This window comes from Bradyrhizobium sp. (genome assembly GCF_049691595.1).
Taxonomy (GTDB): domain Bacteria; phylum Pseudomonadota; class Alphaproteobacteria; order Rhizobiales; family Xanthobacteraceae; genus Bradyrhizobium.
In genome coordinates this window covers 12,634-31,484 of the sequence record NZ_JBAVNZ010000361.1, presented here as the reverse complement: position 1 = coordinate 31,484, position 18,851 = coordinate 12,634, and the positions used below count along the sequence as shown (strand labels likewise).

Genomic DNA, 18,851 nt, shown 5'->3' with positions numbered 1-18,851 from the left:
CGAGCTGCAGACCGTAGTCGAAAAATTGGTGACCACGATCAACCCGACCGTTTCTACGGACGTGAACGTGTTCGCAGGCAAGCTGCAAGTCGCCATCGAGCCGAGATTGCCGAACGCGACGCAATGGTTCCTGTTCTGCGCGCCCGGCACCTATCCGGTAATCCGCTTCCTGACGCTCGCCGGCTTCGAAGGTCCGCGCTTCGAAACCGATCAGATGTTCAGCCAGCTCGGCACTGCGTACCGCACGCACTGGCATTGCGGTGCCGGGCCAATCGACTGGCGCGGTGCTTGGAAAAATCCGGGAGTGTGATGCGATGGCTGATGTTGCAGCACTCACAGAACAGCTCGAGGCACTGCGCTCGGCATATCGCACGGGCGCAACGTCGATATCCTACGAGGGCAAGCAAATTTCATATCGCGACACGGCGGGCATGCAGGCTGCGATCATCGCAATCGAAGCCGAGATCGCGAATGCGACGGGCACGACGCCCGCGCGCAACATCTATCCCCGCTCGACAGGGTGGGGATAGCGGCATCGTCCCCGTTCTTGGCAGGCGCGGGGACAAATAGGCCGGGGGTTTTTTTCCTTTTCCCCCGGCCCATGAAGCGCAGCCTTGGGGTGACTCCTCTCCCCGGCAGCGCGGGTTTCCGGTCCCGTGCTTTGGTGGCGCGGGGCCGGAAACAAATCGCTGCCACGGCTTCCCTTCCATCATCGTGCATTTGAAGTATCGGGGCATGAGCCAGAAACCCAAAAAGACCGACACCGACAACGAGGCCGCCAAGGCTAAGGTTGAAAAGCTGGCGCAGATGGAACTGGACGCCTATTCAATTGAGGTGTTCTGTCGGCGTCACAGCATTTCGCACGGGACGTACTATAACCTGAAAGAAAAAGGCATTGGGCCGCGCGAAGGGCATGTTTTGGGCCGCGTCCTGATCACCAAGGAAGCGGCCCTTGAGTGGCGAATGAAGATCACCGATGGTTGACGCCAAACCGTAAGACGTTCGCCGCTGGTACCGCCACCGGCAACAGTGCAGCCCGCAACATCGCTTCCGTCTGATCACTGACAATGTATCGCGAATAGGTTCGCTCGATCTCAGCGACCGACGTATCGTGCGCACTGGCGACAAGCCGCGTCGGTGTGCCGCGCATCAGATGCCGCACGATTGAGGAATGCCGCAACGCATACGGCGTCGCTTCATCGATCAGCCCGACTTTTTCGCGTGCGGATTCGGTATCGAGACCGAGCCGCTTGGTGACCTTGCGAAATTCCTCGGCCAGCTTGCGGAACGGCAGAAGCAGCGGCGCGTTGCGCGGCTTGCCTGCGACGTGCTGTTTCAGGTTCGCTGCCAGCTCGGGCGAGATTGGCAACGGCTTGCGTGATCGTTTGCGCCCTTTGCCTTTCTGGCTCGACGGCATCATGAGCCGATCACCTTGCAGGTCGATCACTTCAAGTTTCTGGCACTGGCTTTCGCGGTTGCCGGTGTCGGAAAGCAGATGACACCACAGACCTAACCGGTGATCGATTTCATAAGCGGTGTCGATGATCGCGCGCTCGATGTCGTTCGTCAGGATCACGTTACGCACGCTCTCGCTGTCGTTCAACTTGACGAGCGCGTTGCGCCATTCCGCGCCGTTGATGATGCGCTTGTCGGCCTTCGCCGCGAGGTTCAACACAGCTTTGAGAATGCGCCCGAGCCGATCCGCACTTCCGATGGATAATTTGCTGTCGGTGATCAGGCCATTTCGCCAGACGGTGAAGTCGTTTTCGACGCACAGCGCGACCGCCTTGCGCCCGAGCTTGTCGGTCATGTTGTAGCGAACGTGGGTGGCGTTAGCCTTATTCGCCTTGCGGCGGATCAGATCGGCCTCATAGAGATCGAGCGCTTCGAACACCGTGACCGGGTGACCGTCCGCTACCGACGCTGCGCCCGCGCCCGCGAGCTTGCGGGCTTCGTCCCATGCCTCTTTGAATGCCAGCACAGTGGTGCCGTTCGACGCTGCGATATCGTCGGTGCTCGCGAACTTCGTGATGCGGTTGCCGCCTTTGCCATCGGCCAAGCGGAACGACCATGTGCCCGCGCCAGTGGCCGGGCGACGGTAGCCGAGCGACAGCCCTTCAGTGATCTCCTGCCAGTAAGGCTTGCCGCGCGGCGGCAGTTTCAAGCGCGGTTTCTTGTCGAGGATTCCCATGGCGAAGCGTCTTTCCTTTGTGTCCCCGTGTCCCGGCCATGTCCCGGCCAGTCGCTGGAGAGGTATGGAGGACCTTAGACCCTTGTGAAGCGAAACACTGTGAAATAAGGTGTTTCGTGCGATCACTTGGAGGGCTTTGGACCCATGTGTAGATCAAATATGCCCTACAAGGGCGGCGCGCCCGCCATCAACGATCTCCTGGGCGGGCAAATTCCGATGTCGTTCAACAACGGCCCGGAATCGGTCGGACAGCTTCAGGCCGGCACGGTGCGTGCGCTGGCAGTGACCACCGCGTCACGTGCGCCGTTTCTGCCCGACGTGCCCGGCATGTCCGAGACGGTGCCGGGTTATGACACCGAAGTGTGGTGGGGTCTGCTGGGGCCGGGCGGCATGGCGCCCGATCTCGTGGCCAAACTATCGCGTGATTTCGTGGCGGCCCTGAACAGCGATGCGGTGAAGGAGCGCCTGAGCAAGCTCGGCGCGGCGCCGATCGGCAGTTCGCCGGAACAATTCGACGCCAGGATTCGCGCCGACCACACGAAGTGGGGCCCGATCATCAAGGCCGCCGGGATGACGGCCGAGTGATGCGGTGGCCGTTGCCATGATTCCCGTCTGCCTGCCGCCGCGCGAGGTCAGCCGCCCCAGCGTGCCGCTGCCGAAAAATGCCTGCGATAGCCATGCGCATGTGTTCGGGCCGGCGAATCGTTTTCCTTACGCGGACGATCGCAGCTACACGCCGCCGGACGCGCCGCTGGAAAAATACCTTGATATGCTCGACACCATCGGCTTTGCCCGCGGCGTGCTGGTGCAGGGCAGCGCCCATGGCCGCGACAATTCCGCGATGCTGGATGCGTTGGGACGCCAGCGCGGCCGGTTGCGCGGCGTCGCGGTGGCCGATGCCGATGTTGCGCCGGCGGTCTTGCGCGAATGGAACGCGCTCGGTGTCCGCGGCTTGCGCTTCAATCATTTCTTTCGCGATGGCCAGCTGCACTATCGCGGCGGCGTGCCGCTCGCCGCGGCCGAAAAACTCGCGCCGGTGATGGCCGAACTCGGCTGGCACCTCCAGCTCTGGATCGACGTGAAGGATTTGCCGCAGGCGATTCCTGTGCTGAAAGCGCTGCGGCTGCCAGTCGTGATCGATCACATGGGCCGCACCGATGCCCGCGCCGGCACGGGGACGGAGGGATTCCAGAGCCTGCTGCGCGCGGTCGGCGACGGCTGGTGCTGGGCCAAGCTGTCGGGCGCGCATCGCCTCAGCCTTGGAGCGCCCGATTATCCGGACGCGCAGCCGTTTCACGAAGCGCTGGTGAAGGCGAACCCGGAGCGGCTGGTCTGGGGCGGCGACTGGCCGCATCCGCGCGTCGAGGGCGAGATGCCCGACGCCGGCCACCTGCTCGAGCTGTTCCAGGCATGGACGCCGGATCGGGCGGCGCAGCAGCGCATTCTCGTCACCAATCCCGCAGCACTCTATGGCTTCCCGAACTGAAAGTTACAGAAGACAATGACTGTCAACAACAAGCGCGTGTTCTATGTCAAATATCTCGCCCACGAGATTTATGCCGATATCCTCAAGCGCCGGCCCGATGTCCGGCTCGACCGGCTCGAGAATGAGAGCCCCGACGAAGTCGCCGCGCCGATCCTGTCGGCCGCGCACGCCTATCAGGTTGGAGCCGCGCGCGACGAACTGGCCAGACATTTCCATGTCGACCCGGAACTGCTGCGGCGGGCTCCCAATCTCCTGATCGTCTCCAGCAATGGCGCAGGCTTTGATCCCGTCGATGTCGATGCCTGCACGGCGGCCGGCGTGCTGGTGGTGAACCAGTCCGGCGGCAATGCCAATTCGGTGGCCGAGCATGCGCTGGGGATGCTGCTGACGCTGTCCAAACGCATCCTCGAGGCCGACCGCGCGCTGCGCCGCGGCCGCGACGTCAACCGCAATGCGCTGATCGGCAACGAGGCGCAGGGCAAGACCATCGGCATCGTTGGCCTCGGCAATGTCGGTCGCCGCATCGCCGAGCTGTGCAAGGGCCTGCTGCACATGAAGGTGATAGCCTGCGATCCCTATCTCACCGCGCAGGAGATGGCGGCGCGGGGCGGCGAGAAGGTCGAGCTCGATGAGTTGCTGCGCCGCGCGGACTTCGTCTCGATCTCCTGCCCGCTGACCAGGGACAGTCGCGGCATGATCGGCGCGCGCGAATTTTCGCTGATGCCGCCGCACGCGTTCTTCATCACCACCGCGCGGGGCTTCATTCACGACGAGGCGGCGCTGGAGGAGGCGCTCAGCAACAAGCGCATCGCCGGCGCCGGCCTCGACGTCTGGGCAAAGGAGCCGCCGCCGCCGGACCATCCGCTGCTGCGGTTCGACAATGTGCTCGCCAGTCCGCATACGGCGGGCGTGACCAGGGAGGCGCGGATCAACATGGGCAAGATCGCCGCCGAGCAGATTCTCGACGCGCTCGATGGCAAGCGGCCGCCGCGCATCGTCAATCCCGAAGTGTGGCCGGCTTACGCCATGCGTTTCGAACGGACGTTCGGCTTTGCGCCGAAATAGCGGCGTGGGCGGCTCAAGTCGCGAGAGAAGATTTTGTCCGCCGGACGGTCGATCAAGGCAATAAATCCACTGCGAATGGTCGGCCGGGCGAAGCGGCTGTTGCTATTTTCCCCGCGGTCTCGACGAGGTGGCCGCGTGAGACCATTTTCGAGGTTGCGCCGTGTTTCCCTGGCGCCAAAGGAAATGTGAGATGCGACAGGTAGCTTCATTGCTGCGCGCCGCGCCGTCCCGGATCGGACGCCGCCTCGCCCAGATCGTCGCCATCGCCGCCGCCAGCCTGCCGGTGGCCGGGGCGTAACCACATCCCTCGTTCTGCATTTTTGTGTGGGCTGTCGGCGGAGGGCGCGGCGTCGGCTTCCGCAGGCCACGCCTGTTGCAGCGAGGGAAAAGCGGCAGCCGACGGCGCGGGTTACTTCGGCGGCGGTCATTGCTAGGGGGTCGGCTGGGACGCTATATCCGGTATCCGAACAACGTCTGAACGGGAAAAACCGGAGGTCCAGATGAGAACGGCCATCACTGATCTTTTCCAGATCGAGCACCCCATCATCCAGGGCGGGATGCATTACGTCGGCTTTGCCGAACTCGCAGCCGCGGTATCGAACGCGGGCGGCCTTGGAATCATCACCGGCTTGACCCAGAAGACCCCGGAATTGCTCGCGAAGGAAATCGCGCGCTGTCGCGAGATGACCGACAAGCCGTTCGGCGTGAACCTGACATTCCTTCCGGCGTTCACGGCGCCGCCCTATCCGGAATACATCGCCGCCATCCGGGAAGGAGGAATCAAGATCGTCGAAACCGCCGGTCGCAGCCCGGAGCAATACATGCCGGCGCTCAAGGCCGCCGGCATCAAGGTCATCCATAAATGCACCTCGGTCCGGCATTCGCTGAAGGCCGAGCGGATCGGTTGCGATGCCGTCAGCGTCGACGGGTTCGAATGCGGCGGCCATCCGGGTGAAGACGACGTCCCCAACATGATCCTGCTGCCGCGCGCCGCCGAGGAACTGAAGATCCCGTTCGTGGCGTCGGGCGGCATGGCCGACGCCCGCAGCCTGGTCGCCGCACTGGCGATGGGAGCGGCCGGGATGAACATGGGCACGCGGTTTATCGCCACCAGGGAAGCGCCGGTGCATGACAACGTCAAGAAGGCGCTGGTCGCGGCCACCGAGCTCGACACCCGGCTCATCATGCGCGCACTGCGAAACACCGAGCGGGTATTGATGAACGACAGCGTCAAGCGGCTGCTGGAAATCGAGCGCGAGAAGGGCAGCAAGCTGCAAATCTCCGACATCCATGACGAGGTCGCGGGCGCCTATCCCAAGATCATGATTGACGGGCAGATGGATGCGGGAGCCTGGAGCTGCGGCATGGTGGCGGGCCTGATCCACGATATTCCGACGGTGAAGGAATTGATCGATCGCATCATGGCCGACGCCGAACGCATCATCCGGGGCCGGCTGGTGGGGGCGCTGGACGGCGGCAAGCCGACGTCGCTGGCGGTCGCCTAGGCGCAGCCCTGTCTGCGGAGCGTCGAAGCGTGCTTGATTTATATGATGGATAACATGTAAAGTGTACCAGACCGGCGAACCGGGCCTTCGATCGCTGGAGGAGCTATCATGACATCTGGAACATGGCACAAGACGGCCTGCAACCTCTGTTATGTCAATTGCGGGATCGAGGTCCTGGTCGACGGCGGGCGTATCGAAAAAGTCCGCGGCGATCGCTCCAGCCCGAAATCGCAGGGCTATCTTTGCAACAAGGCGGCGCGCATTCCGTTTTACGCCGATCACAAGGACCGGCTCCGCACGCCGCTGCGCCGCCGCGCCGACGGCGGGTTCGACGAAATCGAGTGGGATGTGGCGATCGCCGAGATCGCCGGGCGGGTGCGAAATCTCGTCGACCGGCATGGCGGCAAGAGCATCGCGCTTTATGGCGGCGGCGGGCAGGGCAACCATGCCGGCGGCGCCTATGCCAATGCGTTTCTGCGCGCGATCGGTTCGCGCCATGTCTTCAACGCATTGTCGCAGGAGAAAACCGGCGACTTCTGGGTCAACGGCCACATGTTCGGCAGTCAGACCTGTCACACCGCCGAGGACGTCCATCACTGCGATTTGCTGTTCGTGATCGGCGCGAACCCGTGGGTCGCGCATGGCTTCCCCAATGCCCGCGATCACCTCAACCAGATCCGCAAGGACCCCGCGCGCAAACTCATCGTCGTCGATCCGCGGCGGTCGGAAACCGCTGACATGGCCGACCTGCACCTCGCCGTTCGTCCCGGCACCGATGCCTTTCTGCTGGGCGCGCTGTTGGCGACGCTGGTGCGGTCCGATGCCGTCGATCACGACTTCATCAAAGAGCACACGGTGGGTTTCGAAGAGGTCGAGCAGAGCCTGCTGGCGATCCCTGTCGCGGAGTGGGCCGCGGCCGCGGAGATTTCGATCGCCGATCTCGAGCGCTGCGCCGCCATGATCTCGGCGGCCAAGGCCATGGTGGTTCGCGTCGAACTCGGCATTCAGCAGGGGATCAACTCGACGCTCAATTCCTACCTTGAAAAACTCCTGATCATGCTTTCCGGCAGCTTCGGCCGCAAGGGCACCAACCAGTTGCACAGCTGGCTGCAACCGCTGTGGGGGAATTCGCCAGGCCAGACATTCGCGCCAACCGGCGATGAAGTGATCGGCGGTCTTCTGCCGCCGAACATCTTTGCCGATGCCGTGCTCGGCGACCATCCCGACCCGCTGCGCGGGGTCTGGATCGACAGTTCCAATCCCGCCAACACCGCGGCCAATACCGCGGCGGTCGAACGCGCGCTGGGTTCGCTCGAGCTGTGCGTGGTGGTCGATGTGGCGATGACCGAGACCGCGCATCTCGCGCATTACGTGCTCCCGGCGTCTTCCCAATACGAGAAGACCGAATTCACGCTGTTCAATTTCGAGTTCCCGACCAATTATTTTCACGTTCGCGCCGGCGTGCTGCCGCAGCTCGAAGGAACCCTGCCGGAGCCCGAGATCTATACGCGGCTCGCCCGCGCCATGGGTTTTCTGCCGGGCGACAATGTGCTCGCGCCGCTGCGCGACGCGGCCCGGCGCTCGAGGCCGGAATTCGCCGCCGCGTTTCGCGCGTTCATCGGCGACAATCCGTCGGCCGCGGCGGTGGCCCCGCTCGTCCTCTATCATACGCTCGGGCAGACGCTGCCCGACGGCACCGCCGCCGCCGCGCCGTTGTGGAACGCGGCGCTGCTGTGCGCCAGGCGATCGCCGCTCGCGGTGCGGCGCGCGATCGGCGCGTCGGATGATGTTCCGGACGCCGAGCTTGGCGATCTCCTGTTCGACCGGATCGTCGCGGCGCGGCAAGGCGCCGCCATTACCCGTCACGAATATGATGAGGTATGGTCGCTGATCGGACATCCCGATCGCAAGATCCGGCTCGCGGTCCCCGGCATGCTCGAATGGCTCGCACGGCTCGATCCCAAGACCGCGGGCGCGCCGAAAGAATTTCCGTTCATGCTGGCGGCCGGGCAGCGGCGCATGTTCAACGCCAATCAGATTTTTCGCGATCCAGCCTGGCGTCGCGACGATCCGGACGGGGCCTTGTTGATCAATTCCGCCGACCTCGTCGAACTGGGCGCGGCCGACGGCGACTGGATCGCGGTCGAGTCGGCGGCCGGACGGCTGATCGCCCGCTGCAAGCGCGATGATTCGATGCGGCAAGGCCAGCTTGCGCTGCCGCATGGCTATGGCCAATCCTATCCCGCGGCCGATGGCGAGCGCCTCATCAACGGGCCGCGGATCAATCTCTTGACCGCGAGCGGCAACCGCGATCCGATCGCGAAGACGCCCTATCACAAGCACGTCGCGGTTCGCCTGTCGCGGGTGCCGGCCGCCGAAGCCGCCCTCTATCAGTCGCGGTCCGAGCGCATTCATCGGCGCGCGGCGGCTGGATAAGGCTATTGCGCGCCGGCGCAATTGTCTGCCATCGCTGCGGGATTCCGATGCGAACCGCGAGATGATCGTTAGCATGGGCGAACCGGCAGACCGCTTTTACCAATCCCAGGGGCTGCGGCTGCATTATGCCGACTGGGGCAATGCGACCGCGCCGCCGCTGATCCTGATCCATGGCGGTCTCGATCACTGCCGCAACTGGGATGCGATCGCGCGGGAATTGCAGCCGCATTTCCACATCATGGCGCCCGATCTGCGCGGCCATGGCGACTCCGAATGGGCGAGCGGAAGCAGCTACGGTCTTTCCGAGAACGTCTACGACCTGGCCCGGCTGACGCGGTTCGCGGCGCTTCGGGACGCCGCCATCGTCGGTCATTCGCTGGGCGGCATGATCGCGCTGGCCTATGCCGGAACCTATCCGGATCGGGTGTCGCGTCTTGCCGTGCTTGACGGGGCGTTTCTGCCGCGGTCGCAACCGATGCCGATCAATGAGCGGATGTCGAAATGGATCGACCAGCTCGACCGCATCGCGCAGAGCGAGCCGCGCAGTTTCCGGACGGTGCAGGAAGCGGCACAGCGGCTTTCGACGCGCAACAAGAGGCTGACGGCAGAGCAGGCGCTGCATCTCGCGAGCCACGGCCTCAGGCGGAACGCCGACGGCAGCTACCGCTGGAAATTCGATCATTATCAGCGGGCGAGGGCGCCGTATCGGCTGTCGCCGGACGACCATATCGCGTTATGGGCGCGCATCGCCTGCCCGACGTTGTTGATGTGGGGCAGCGAAAGCTTTGTTCCGGACCCGGAAGCCGCCGGCCTGCTCGCCCATTTCCGGCAGGCGGAACTGAGGAAGATCGCCGGCGCCGGACATTGGCTTCATCATGACAGGCGCGATGAAGTGGTCGCAGCGCTGAGGCGGTTTCTCGGAATGGCGCGCGACCGGGATTGAGCCCTTGCCCGAGGCCGTCGGGCCGCGAGGCTCGTGCGCGAGAATTGGCGGAATGTAATGAGTTCGAGGATCGGGACCCGCCCGAAGATATCTGCTTTGAGCGGGTCTTTTGTGTCAGGCCGCGACGGGCTCGGCCAGCTGGTTCGGCTGCTGGATACCCCGCAGTTCCAGTTCGGCCTCCGCCTTGGCGGTCTTGAGAATTCGGACGGCGTCGGCGATATTCTTCTCCGAGTGATTGGCCATCACCTGCATTCGGATTCGCGCGGCGCCTTTCGGAACGGCGGGGAATTCAACCAGATTGGCAACCAGTCCAAGTTCGGGCAAGCGCCTGCTCACCAGCCGGGCGACGCCTTCGGTTCCCATCTTGACGCAGACGATTGCGGACGGATCGCCGTAATAATCCAGACCGGCTTCGCGCAGCTGATCGCGGAGGGCCAGGATGTTGGTCATCAATTCCAGACGCAGCACGCGTCCTTCAACCGATTCCACGAGCTCGAACGCTTTCAGAATGGTCGCCGCCTGTACCGGCGACAGCGCGTTGGAGAAGGTCGCGGGCGCGCTGTAGAAGCGGAGATATTCCTTGACGGCGCGGCTCTTGCAGGCGACGAAGCCGCCATTTGATGCAAAGGTCTTGGAGAAACTTCCCATCACGATATCGATCTTGCCCAGCATGTTCTGGACACCGATATGTCCGCGGCCATCGCGGCCGAGGTTACCCAGATCGTGCGCGACGTCGACGACCAGAGTAGCGTTGAACTCGTGGCAGAGCGCCTGAAGGGCGGCCATGTCCGGGGTATCGGAGTCCATCGAAAACAGCCCCTCGGTCACGACCAGAATGCCGTTGTCCCTGTCCTTTGCCCTGATCTTGGTCAGAATGTTCCGGCAGTATTCGTTATCGAGGTGACGGAACAGATGAACGTTGTTGGTGGCGGCGTTGGCGCCTTCCTGAAGACAGGAATGCGAGAGCATGTCCATCACCACATGGTCGGCCGAGCGCACCAGGCCCTTGATGACGCCGAAACCTGCTGCCCAGCCGGTCGGATACAGCACGACTTCCTCCATTTGCAGGAAGTCGGCGATCTTGCGCTCGAGCGCAACGGAATAGGACGTGTTGCCGACCAGCGCGGGCGAACCGGCGCTGTGCACGCCACAGCGTTCGATCGTTTGCTTGGCGGTTTCCTTGATTCCGGAATGTGACGACAGGCTCAGATAATCCTGCGAAGCAAAATTGACGCCGCGGGCCTTGTTGCCCCGATCGTCCTGCGCCCAGCAGACCGTGTTGGGCCCGTCTTCGGTCGCGCGAGAAAACGGCCAGAGGCCGTTTTGGCGTCGCAGGTCCTGCCACTTGAAAAAGCCTTCGGTTCGTCCGAGCAGGTCCGCCCCGCCAGGCACGCGAAAGTCCCTCATGCTGCCGGTCAAGGCCGCGGGCGGAATGCAGGCGTTGGTAATGTTTGACATCGCTTTCCCAGTTCGGCTTTTTTTGAATGGATTTGTTGCCGTCCGGAGAACGATACGCGGGCAAAATTTAAAATCCGGTATTTTTGAGTTCGAAACCGGTCGCTCTTGAAGGATTGATTTGCGAAGGTGAATCCCTGGTTCCCGGCCAGTCGACTCGACTGCGGCCGTTAACCGCGCGCAGCTCGGGTTAGCAAGATTTTAACCATGTTCGCTGCATTCTTGCGGCGGGGGAACGGATTGTCGGATTTCCCGTCAGAAAGCTCTCGAGGATTTCGATGCTGTTGGGCACGCTGCGCGGCTTTGCCGCACAAATCGGCTTTGGTCCGAATTTCACCGTCGCCGCGACCGCCGCTGCGCTGGCGCTCGCACTGGGTGGCTCGGCAGACGCCGCGGATCTCGGGTTGCCGGTCAGGGCGCCGCCGCCGCTCCCGATTTTCTCCTGGACCGGATTCTACGTGGGCGCCGACATCGGATATGGCTGGGGCCGTGATTCAACGACTGAATACTTTACCGGCACCAACACGCTGACCGGTCTGCGATGGGAATACAAGCCGAAAGGGGTGCTTGGCGGCCTGTTCGCCGGCTACAATTACCAGACCGGGCCGATGGTACTGGGCTTTGAAACGGATATTGAACTCGCTGACATCAAGGGCGGGTTCAACGATCCCGCTCTGGGCGGCGCCGGTGACACCAGGATCGACTGGCAGGGATCGGCGCGGGGCCGACTCGGATTCGCCGCCGACAAGGTGCTGTTCTATGGCACCGGCGGATTGGCCTATGCCAGCATAGGCCACACCTTCAAGAACCTCGTGGTGGGGAGCACGGAGGCGACGTCAGGTATTCGGACCGGCTGGACCGCGGGCGCCGGCGTCGAGATGGCGGTCACCCAAAATTTCCTGCTGCGCGCCGAATATCGTTACAGCGATTTCGGTCGCTATCGTTACGACTCGCTGGTGACGTTCCCTGGCTTGACGGGCCAGCAGGAGCCTACCTTCAGCACCGTGCGGGTAGGCGCCGCCTACAAATTCTGACGGACTGTCTTCTCGGCAGCTTTTGCGGGATTCGAGCGTCGTTGCCTCAGGTCAGGCGACGGCGCTTTCGCTGCTCCCGGTGGGCAGAAATGCCCGAATCTTTCCCAATAAACGCTGCATATCGACGGGTTTGGTATCAAAATCGGAGCATCCAACCTCGACGCTCTTGTCGCGATCGCTGGCGAGAGCGTGGGCCGTCAACGCAATGATCGGGATTGCCGACGTCAGCGGGTTTGCCTTGATCAACTGGGTAGCTTCCCAGCCGTCCATTTCGCCGAGCGCTACGTCCATCAGGATCAGATCCGGCATCTCGCTGGCCGCCATCGCAACGCCCGCCGCGCCATCGTGGGCGCAACAGACCGAGAAACCGTGACGCTCCAGGCGCCGCGTCAACATGTCCCGGTTGATCTCGTTGTCTTCAACAAGCAGAATCTTATGCATTGGTGGTTTCCGCGGCCGCCTGCAAAGCAGGATCCGGAGCCTCGGGGACGAGCGTGGCGGAAGCGAAACCATCGCCGTGCCGCCGGCCGGTTGGCAGCGGTATGCGAATGGTAAAGCGGCTTCCTGTTCCTACGTCGCTCTCGACCAGAATCTCGCCGCCCATCAGCCTGCAGAGTTTCTGGCTGAGCGCCAATCCCAATCCAGTGCCGCCATATTTGCTGGTGCTGGAATCGTCGGCGACCGAGAACTTTTCGAACAGGTTGGTGATCCGGTCCGAGGCGATACCGATGCCGTTATCAATGACATGGACGACAAGGCAATCGCCTGACTGAACCGGCTGACGCTCCGCGACAACCTCTACCAGGCCATTCTGGGTGAACTTGATGGCGTTATCGAGCAACTGCCCGGCCATGTTGCGGAACTTGCCGGCATCACACAGGGTTGTTCCAAGATTCGCCGCGATCGTACAGCGAATCTCGTTTCCGTTGTTGCTGGCGGCCGGTCTCGCCGCATCGACCAATTCGCCGAGCAATGTGGCCAGATCCGTCGGTTCCAGATCAAGTTGCATTTTGCCCGCCTCGATCTTCGACAGGTCCAATACCTCGTTGACGAGCTTGAGCAGATGCTGGCCGGCGCTGTGAATCTTGTTGAGGTCGGCAAGACTTTGGCTGTCGCCTTCATCCGCGGCATCTTCCAGAAGAATCTGGCTGTAGCCTATCACTGCGTTAAGCGGCGTCCGCAGCTCGTGGCTCATCTTGGCCAGGAATTCGGCCTTGGCGGCGCTCGCCCGCTCGGCTTCCTCGGTAGCTTCGCGCAACGCAGATGCGGTCGACATATGCTGGCGCATTTCGCCTTCAAGCTCGGTCTGTGAAGCCTGTATCTTCGCATAATAAAGCGCCATCATCGTCACGTAGAGCGACGCGGCGACCGTTGAAACGAGCCCGAGACCCTGCATTGCCGCGATCGGCAGATCGTTCTTGATCGAGTAACCGAACAGATAAAAGCTGCTGAAGATTGCCACGTTCGCCGCGAACATGATCATCACGATCAAGCGGAGCTTCTTCGACGAACCGAGGTAGAAGAATGCGAGCAGCGGGATGACAAGCACCCAGGCCAGTGTCGGGGAAGTCACGCCGCCATAGAAGTAGCAGCTCCAGAGAATGCAAAAGATCAGGTTCTGGATCGAAACCAGGGCCAGCGGACTGTAGGGCGCGCCGGCCCGCAGCACGAACGGGAAAATCCAGAACGATGTGATCGAAATCGCCAACACGGCTTCTTCGTATCCCGGCGCCGGATCAAGCACATAGAGCGCGATCGGAACCACGTTTCCAATGAAGGGCCCGAGAATATGGCTGACCAGAAAAACGTGCGCGCGATTTCGGGCGTCGCGGTCCGCCGCGATTCTGGGTGGAATAAAATAATTAACCAGGCGATCGAGGGCCGCGATTGCTGTTGCTAGCTTGGCTTTCATGGAGTTTGCGCCGCCTTCTGCACTGGCTTTGATATACATGCCCGGGTCAGTTCTTATGCCACCGCATGGCGGTTGCGAAAACAAGCTGTCCCGGCTGCAGATTTTCAGGTTCCGCTTAAAGTCACGTTAATCAACCGAACTTCCCCTTAAACCAATTCTTAAAGGCACTTACGCTAGGTTTCACCCTCGACAGAAGTCATCGGGGGCGGCGCGCAAATGCTGATCTGGAACCAACTCGTCGGATTGATCGATTGGTTTATCCCGGCCGCGGCGAAGGCCGAACGCTCCGAACACGGCCTCGCGCAGAACTTCGTTTTCACGCATCTCTTTGGCCCGCTGCTGTCGCAATCGATCGCTCTGTTCCTCTATCTCAGCGACCCGCATCCGGGTTTTGCGTGCTGGACGGTGATCATCTGCATATGGTCATTCTGGGCGCTGCCGTTCGTTTACAAGTTCACCGGCAATCTGCAATTTTCGGCGCTGATCTCCGTCGAGTTGCTCGCCTTCACCTCGCTGTTCGGGGCCTATTTCTACGGCGGCGTAAGTTCGCCATTCCTGCCATGGTTGATTATTGCTCTCCTGCTCGGCTTCTTTTACCTGTCCGAGCGTCCGATCCTCGTCGTCGGATTGTTCTTCTTCAATATCCTCGGTTTCTGCGCCGCCTACCTCGGGTGGGGATTTCCCGAACTTGTTCCGCAACAGCAGCTCTCGACCGTCGGTTGGATATCCATTATGTCGGCGACCATCTACATGGCCTGGATGGCGATCTATTACGCCAATATGATTACGATGCGGTCCGAACTCGAGCGCGAGGCGGAGCGGCACCGCGAAACCGCGGTTCGTCTGCGTCAGGCGAAGGATATGGCCGACATTGCCAATCGGGCAAAGTCGATCTTCCTGGCCAAGATGAGCCATGAGCTGCGGACGCCGTTGAACGCCGTGATCGGATTCAGCGAGATTCTGCTCGAAGACGTCGGCGCAGAGGGCAAGAGCGCCCGCAAAAAAGCTGATCTTGAACGGATCAATTCCGCCGGAAAGCATCTGTTATCGTTGGTGACCGATGTGCTCGATCTGTCGAAAATAGAGTCGAATTTCATTGAATTGAAGATTGAGGAGTTCGACCTCAACGAGATGGTGCGCGAGGTGGTCGCCAATGTCCAGCCGATGGTTGCCGAGAAAGGCAACAAGCTGGTGGTCAAATGTCCCGCCAATCTCGGAATCGTCTCGACCGATCCGACCAAGTTGCGGCAGGCAGCCCTGAATCTGATGAGCAATGCCGCCAAGTTCACCGAGCACGGAACGATCACGTTATCGGTGCAGCGCCGCAGGAGTCAGGGTGGGGATTGGATCGAAATTCAGGTGCAGGATTCCGGAATCGGCATAGCTCAATCGGACATCGGACGACTGTTCCGGAATTTTGGCCAGGTCAATAGTGCGACTTCCAGCAAATACGGCGGGACAGGTCTCGGCCTTGCGTTGAGCCAAAAGCTGTGCGCGCTGATGGGCGGCGGAATTTCGGTGACGAGCGAATTCGGTCGCGGGTCGTGTTTTACAATCCGCGTGCCCGCCTCGATGAGCGAACAGCGAAGCACCAACCATGACTATTTCAACACTGTTTCGCAACCTGCGAATGTACACGTCGCCTGAAAGATAATCCGATGTCAGCATCGAACGCCCCAACGTCGCGCGTCACAATGCTACGGCATGAAGTTGGCCAGTCCGAGGCCGTCGACGGCAACGCCGGGATCCGGCCCCGTTTGCTCATCGTGGACGACATCGGTGATAACCGCTCGGTTCTGACCCGGCGCTTCCAGCGCCGCGGGTTCGAAGTGGTCGAAGCGGAGAGTGGACTTGCAGCCATCGAGCTTATCAACAAGGAGCCGTTCGACCTTGTCCTGCTTGACGTCATGATGCCCGGGATAGACGGGATCGAGACCCTCAGACGAATTCGCAGTCAGAAATCCCCGTCGGCGCTTCCGGTGATCATGGTTACGGCCAAGTCCGAGAGCGACAACATCGTCGATGCGCTTGATCTTGGGGCAAATGATTATGTCACAAAGCCCGTCGATTTTGCGGTCGCGTTGGCCCGCGTCAACACCCAGATCAGCCGCAAGCGCGCCGAACAGCACGTATTGGCGATGAACGACGAGCTGCGCCGGGCCAATGAAGATTTGGAACGTCGGGTAGAAGAGCGGACCAAGCGGCTGATCGACGCCAACCAGCGGCTCAAGGTCGAGATAGCCGACCGCGAGGAGTCGCAGGCCAGATCACAATATCTCGCCTATCACGATTCTCTCACCGGGCTTGGCAATCGTCTCTTGTTCAAGGAACAGCTTGAAGAGGCGCTCAACGACGTCGCGGTAATGCCGCACCCGCTGTCGGTCTTGTTTCTGGACCTCGATGGCTTCAAGGCGATCAATGACACCCTGGGTCATTCGATCGGCGATCAGCTTCTGAAATCCGTCGCGACCAAGCTGCGCGATCTTCTTCGGCAAACGGATCGTATCGCGCGACTTGGCGGCGATGAATTCGCGATCTTGCAGATGTCGGCATCCCAGCCGAGCTCGTCGATCGCGCTGGCGGAAAAGATCATCGAGGTTGTCGGGCTGCCGTGCAGCATCGACGGGCACGAGGTAACGGTAGGGGCCAGCGTCGGCATCGCTATTGCGCGCGCCGGTGAAATGAACACCGAAAATTTTCTGAAGAGCGCGGATCTGGCGATGTACGGTGCGAAATCCGATGGCCGCGGCACCTATCGGATGTTCGATCCGGAGATGGATATGGCCGTTCAGGCCAGACGCGCGCTCGAGCGAGATATGCGGACGGCACTCGCGCAGGACGGATTCAGGCTGTTCTACCAGCCGCTCATCAATGTGCAGACCAAGCAAGTCACCGCTTTCGAGGCGTTGATGCGATGGCAGCATCCCGAGCGCGGCGTCGTGCCTCCCTCGGAGTTCATCCCGGTGGCGGAAGAGATGGGCCTGATCGTTCAGCTTGGCGAATGGGCGTTGCGGCAGGCATGTGCGGAAGCGATGCAATGGCCCGATGGAATCTGCGTTTCGGTGAACCTGTCGCCGCTGCAATTCGCCAAGGGCAATCTTGTTTCGACGGTGTTGCATGCCCTGGCCTCGACAGGATTGCCGGCGACCCGTCTCGAACTCGAAATTACCGAGTCGGTGCTGCTGGAGAAGTCGGAACGCAACATCGCGATCCTCAATCAGTTGCGCGACCTTGGCGTTCGAATATCGATGGACGATTTCGGAACGGGTTATTCGAGTATCGGATATCTTCGCAGTTTTCCGTTCGACAAGATCAAGATCGATCAATCGTTTGTCCGGGATTTGCTCGTTGACGAGGGAAGCCTTGCCATTGTCCGCGCCATCGCCGGGCTTGGCGTAAGCTTCGGCATGACCACGACCGCCGAAGGCGTCGAAACCGAGGAACAAATGCAGTGTTTGAATCGCGAAGGTTGCATCGAAGTTCAGGGATATCTGTACAGCAGACCCGTGCCAGCCGGCGAGATCGTCCGGCTTCTCGACAGCCTGGCGGGCCGAGGGTTGTATCCGAGCGCATAGCAATTGGGCACGAGAGCTTCAAATGGCGATGATGGCCGTTCGCTCTCGGGTCGCGCATGGGGTTTGGCCGACTGACAGCCGGCTCGCGGATTTTGGGCACTGAAATCATGACTGACGCGGCTGTCGAAGAGATCGACCCCAACCATGCGACCGCGCTGGCCGATCAGGCCAACCGGCACATGTTGCAGCTCGGAATCGCTCCCACGCCGGGCAATTTCGCCGTATGGTTCAACTATTCGCGCGGTACGTTGCCGGAGTTGAAGCGCACGATCGATATTTTGATTGCCGGCAACAAGCGATTTGATTCGGCTACCAACCGCCAGCTGTTTTCGACCTATTTGGCCCCGAACTCCGCCGGCACGACGGTTGGCAATTTGCCGGAACAGTTGAAATCCATTTTGACCGAGGCGAAGCGGTTCGTGACGATCGCGATCGCCGACAACCGCAGCCAGATTGAGGCGATCGGCGACGTCGCCGAGCAGGCTGAAAGCGGGCTCGACCCGACATCGCTGGTTGAGCGTTTGGTGGAGGAGCTCACCAAGGCCGCGACGCGTGCGTCGGAGCTCGAGATGAATCTCGGCGAGACCTCACGCGAGCTGGACGTCATCCGCGAGTCACTGAACAGGGCGGAGCAGCGCGCCAATACCGACATGCTCACCGGTCTTCCCAACCGTCGGGCTTTCGACGAATTTCTGCGCACCACCCAAATCTCGGCAATGGAGACCGGAGAGCCCTTCAGTATTTTGCTGATCGATATCGATCGCTTCAAGCAATTCAATGACAGTTTTGGGCACGGGGTCGGGGATGAGGTGCTCCGGTTGATGGCAAGCGCGCTGCGGGAGCGCGTACGCGCGCAGGATCTTCCGGCCCGATATGGTGGAGAGGAACTGATCGCGGTGCTTCCCGGTGCGGACCTCGCCGTTTGTGAAGCCGCGGCCGAACGTATCCGCAGTTCGATTTCGGAATGCCGGATCACCCGCCGCTCGACGGGTGAGCGGCTTCCCTCGATTACGGTATCGATCGGCGTCGCTCAGTTTCGACCGGGAGAATCCACGGCCCAATTGATCGAACGATGCGACGGCGCGCTCTATTTGGCAAAGCGGACCGGACGGAATCGCGTTGTCACGGAGGTGCGCCTCGAAGGCCGTTCCGTGGCCTAGGATCGATTGCCGTCTCTGGAGGTTCAGGGGACTTCAGACTGGGCATCGCTCAAGCATTTCCCTGCTGCTCGCGCCTTTGCTTTTTGCTA

Annotated in this window: 17 protein-coding genes and 1 pseudogene; 13 read left to right on the top strand and 5 right to left on the bottom strand. The window is 61.5% G+C overall.

The features are described 5' to 3' along the window. From WCE35_RS15995 to WCE35_RS15985, 3 genes and pseudogenes are all read left to right on the top strand, one after another. A pseudogene (locus WCE35_RS15995) lies at positions 1 to 310 on the top strand (peptidase); the annotation flags it as partial. Positions 311 to 314: 4 nt separating this feature from the next. Next, positions 315 to 530, top strand: a complete 216-nt coding sequence (locus WCE35_RS15990; protein ID WP_424594312.1) for a phage head-tail joining protein — start codon at positions 315 to 317, stop codon at positions 528 to 530. A 205-nt stretch (positions 531 to 735) separates the two neighbouring features. Next, complete coding sequence (locus WCE35_RS15985; protein ID WP_424594311.1) at positions 736 to 984, top strand: hypothetical protein; 249 nt, start codon at positions 736 to 738, stop codon at positions 982 to 984. Here WCE35_RS15985 and WCE35_RS15980 read toward each other — a convergent pair. Beyond that, complete coding sequence (locus WCE35_RS15980) at positions 971 to 2,191, bottom strand: site-specific integrase (protein ID WP_424594310.1); 1,221 nt, start codon at positions 2,189 to 2,191, stop codon at positions 971 to 973. The two genes, WCE35_RS15985 and WCE35_RS15980, sit on opposite strands and share 14 nt — an antisense overlap. A 159-nt stretch (positions 2,192 to 2,350) precedes the next feature. Here WCE35_RS15980 and WCE35_RS15975 point away from each other — a divergent pair, with 159 nt between their 5' ends. The 6 genes from WCE35_RS15975 (at position 2,351) to WCE35_RS15950 (ending at position 9,626) form a co-directional block, all read left to right on the top strand. Continuing rightward, on the top strand, positions 2,351 to 2,776 hold the full coding sequence (locus tag WCE35_RS15975) for a Bug family tripartite tricarboxylate transporter substrate binding protein (RefSeq protein WP_424594309.1): 426 nt from the start codon (positions 2,351 to 2,353) through the stop codon (positions 2,774 to 2,776). Between the two features lie 4 nt (positions 2,777 to 2,780). Next, positions 2,781 to 3,677 carry an amidohydrolase family protein gene (locus tag WCE35_RS15970; RefSeq protein WP_424594308.1) on the top strand — a complete coding sequence of 299 codons (897 nt, stop codon included), beginning with the start codon at positions 2,781 to 2,783 and terminating at the stop codon, positions 3,675 to 3,677. Positions 3,678 to 3,692: 15 nt separating this feature from the next. Then, the gene (locus WCE35_RS15965; RefSeq protein WP_424594307.1) at positions 3,693 to 4,742 is read left to right on the top strand and encodes a hydroxyacid dehydrogenase; all 1,050 of its coding nucleotides are present in this window, start codon (positions 3,693 to 3,695) and stop codon (positions 4,740 to 4,742) included. Positions 4,743 to 5,242: 500 nt separating this feature from the next. After that, positions 5,243 to 6,247, top strand: a complete 1,005-nt coding sequence (locus tag WCE35_RS15960; RefSeq protein ID WP_424594306.1) for an NAD(P)H-dependent flavin oxidoreductase — start codon at positions 5,243 to 5,245, stop codon at positions 6,245 to 6,247. Positions 6,248 to 6,355: 108 nt separating this feature from the next. Further along, a complete protein-coding gene (locus WCE35_RS15955; RefSeq protein WP_424594305.1) occupies positions 6,356 to 8,683 on the top strand; it encodes a molybdopterin-dependent oxidoreductase in 2,328 nt (775 codons plus the stop codon). Positions 8,684 to 8,756: 73 nt separating this feature from the next. Continuing rightward, positions 8,757 to 9,626 (top strand): alpha/beta fold hydrolase, encoded by an 870-nt coding sequence (locus WCE35_RS15950; RefSeq protein ID WP_424594304.1) that lies wholly within the window; start codon positions 8,757 to 8,759, stop codon positions 9,624 to 9,626. Between the two features lie 114 nt (positions 9,627 to 9,740). On the opposite strand, the gene WCE35_RS15945 is transcribed toward WCE35_RS15950, so the two are convergent. Next, on the bottom strand, positions 9,741 to 11,084 hold the full coding sequence (locus WCE35_RS15945; protein WP_424594303.1) for an aminotransferase class I/II-fold pyridoxal phosphate-dependent enzyme: 1,344 nt from the start codon (positions 11,082 to 11,084) through the stop codon (positions 9,741 to 9,743). Positions 11,085 to 11,359: 275 nt separating this feature from the next. On the opposite strand from WCE35_RS15945, the gene WCE35_RS15940 reads away from it, so the two are divergent. Further along, positions 11,360 to 12,115 (top strand): outer membrane protein, encoded by a 756-nt coding sequence (locus WCE35_RS15940; RefSeq protein WP_424594302.1) that lies wholly within the window; start codon positions 11,360 to 11,362, stop codon positions 12,113 to 12,115. Positions 12,116 to 12,166: 51 nt separating this feature from the next. Here the strand turns inward: WCE35_RS15940 and WCE35_RS15935 are convergent, their stop codons facing one another. The 3 genes from WCE35_RS15935 to WCE35_RS15925 all read right to left on the bottom strand — a co-directional run bounded on the left by WCE35_RS15935 (position 12,167) and on the right by WCE35_RS15925 (position 14,375). Next, the gene (locus WCE35_RS15935) at positions 12,167 to 12,556 is read right to left on the bottom strand and encodes a response regulator (RefSeq protein ID WP_424594301.1); all 390 of its coding nucleotides are present in this window, start codon (positions 12,554 to 12,556) and stop codon (positions 12,167 to 12,169) included. After that, on the bottom strand, positions 12,549 to 14,066 hold the full coding sequence (locus WCE35_RS15930; RefSeq protein ID WP_424594300.1) for an ATP-binding protein: 1,518 nt from the start codon (positions 14,064 to 14,066) through the stop codon (positions 12,549 to 12,551). Before WCE35_RS15930 ends, WCE35_RS15935 begins: the two co-directional genes overlap by 8 nt. 141 nt (positions 14,067 to 14,207) lie before the next feature. Then, positions 14,208 to 14,375 carry a hypothetical protein gene (locus tag WCE35_RS15925; RefSeq protein ID WP_424594299.1) on the bottom strand — a complete coding sequence of 56 codons (168 nt, stop codon included), beginning with the start codon at positions 14,373 to 14,375 and terminating at the stop codon, positions 14,208 to 14,210. 147 nt (positions 14,376 to 14,522) lie between these two features. Here WCE35_RS15925 and WCE35_RS15920 point away from each other — a divergent pair, with 147 nt between their 5' ends. The 3 genes from WCE35_RS15920 (at position 14,523) to WCE35_RS15910 (ending at position 18,762) form a co-directional block, all read left to right on the top strand. Then, on the top strand, positions 14,523 to 15,674 hold the full coding sequence (locus WCE35_RS15920; RefSeq protein ID WP_424594298.1) for a sensor histidine kinase: 1,152 nt from the start codon (positions 14,523 to 14,525) through the stop codon (positions 15,672 to 15,674). Between the two features lie 11 nt (positions 15,675 to 15,685). Then, positions 15,686 to 17,602, top strand: coding sequence for a putative bifunctional diguanylate cyclase/phosphodiesterase (locus WCE35_RS15915; protein WP_424594297.1), 1,917 nt, complete (start codon positions 15,686 to 15,688; stop codon positions 17,600 to 17,602). Positions 17,603 to 17,781: 179 nt separating this feature from the next. Then, entirely contained in the window at positions 17,782 to 18,762 is a 981-nt protein-coding gene (locus WCE35_RS15910; protein WP_424594313.1) for a GGDEF domain-containing protein, read from the top strand. Positions 18,763 to 18,851 lie beyond the last annotated feature (89 nt).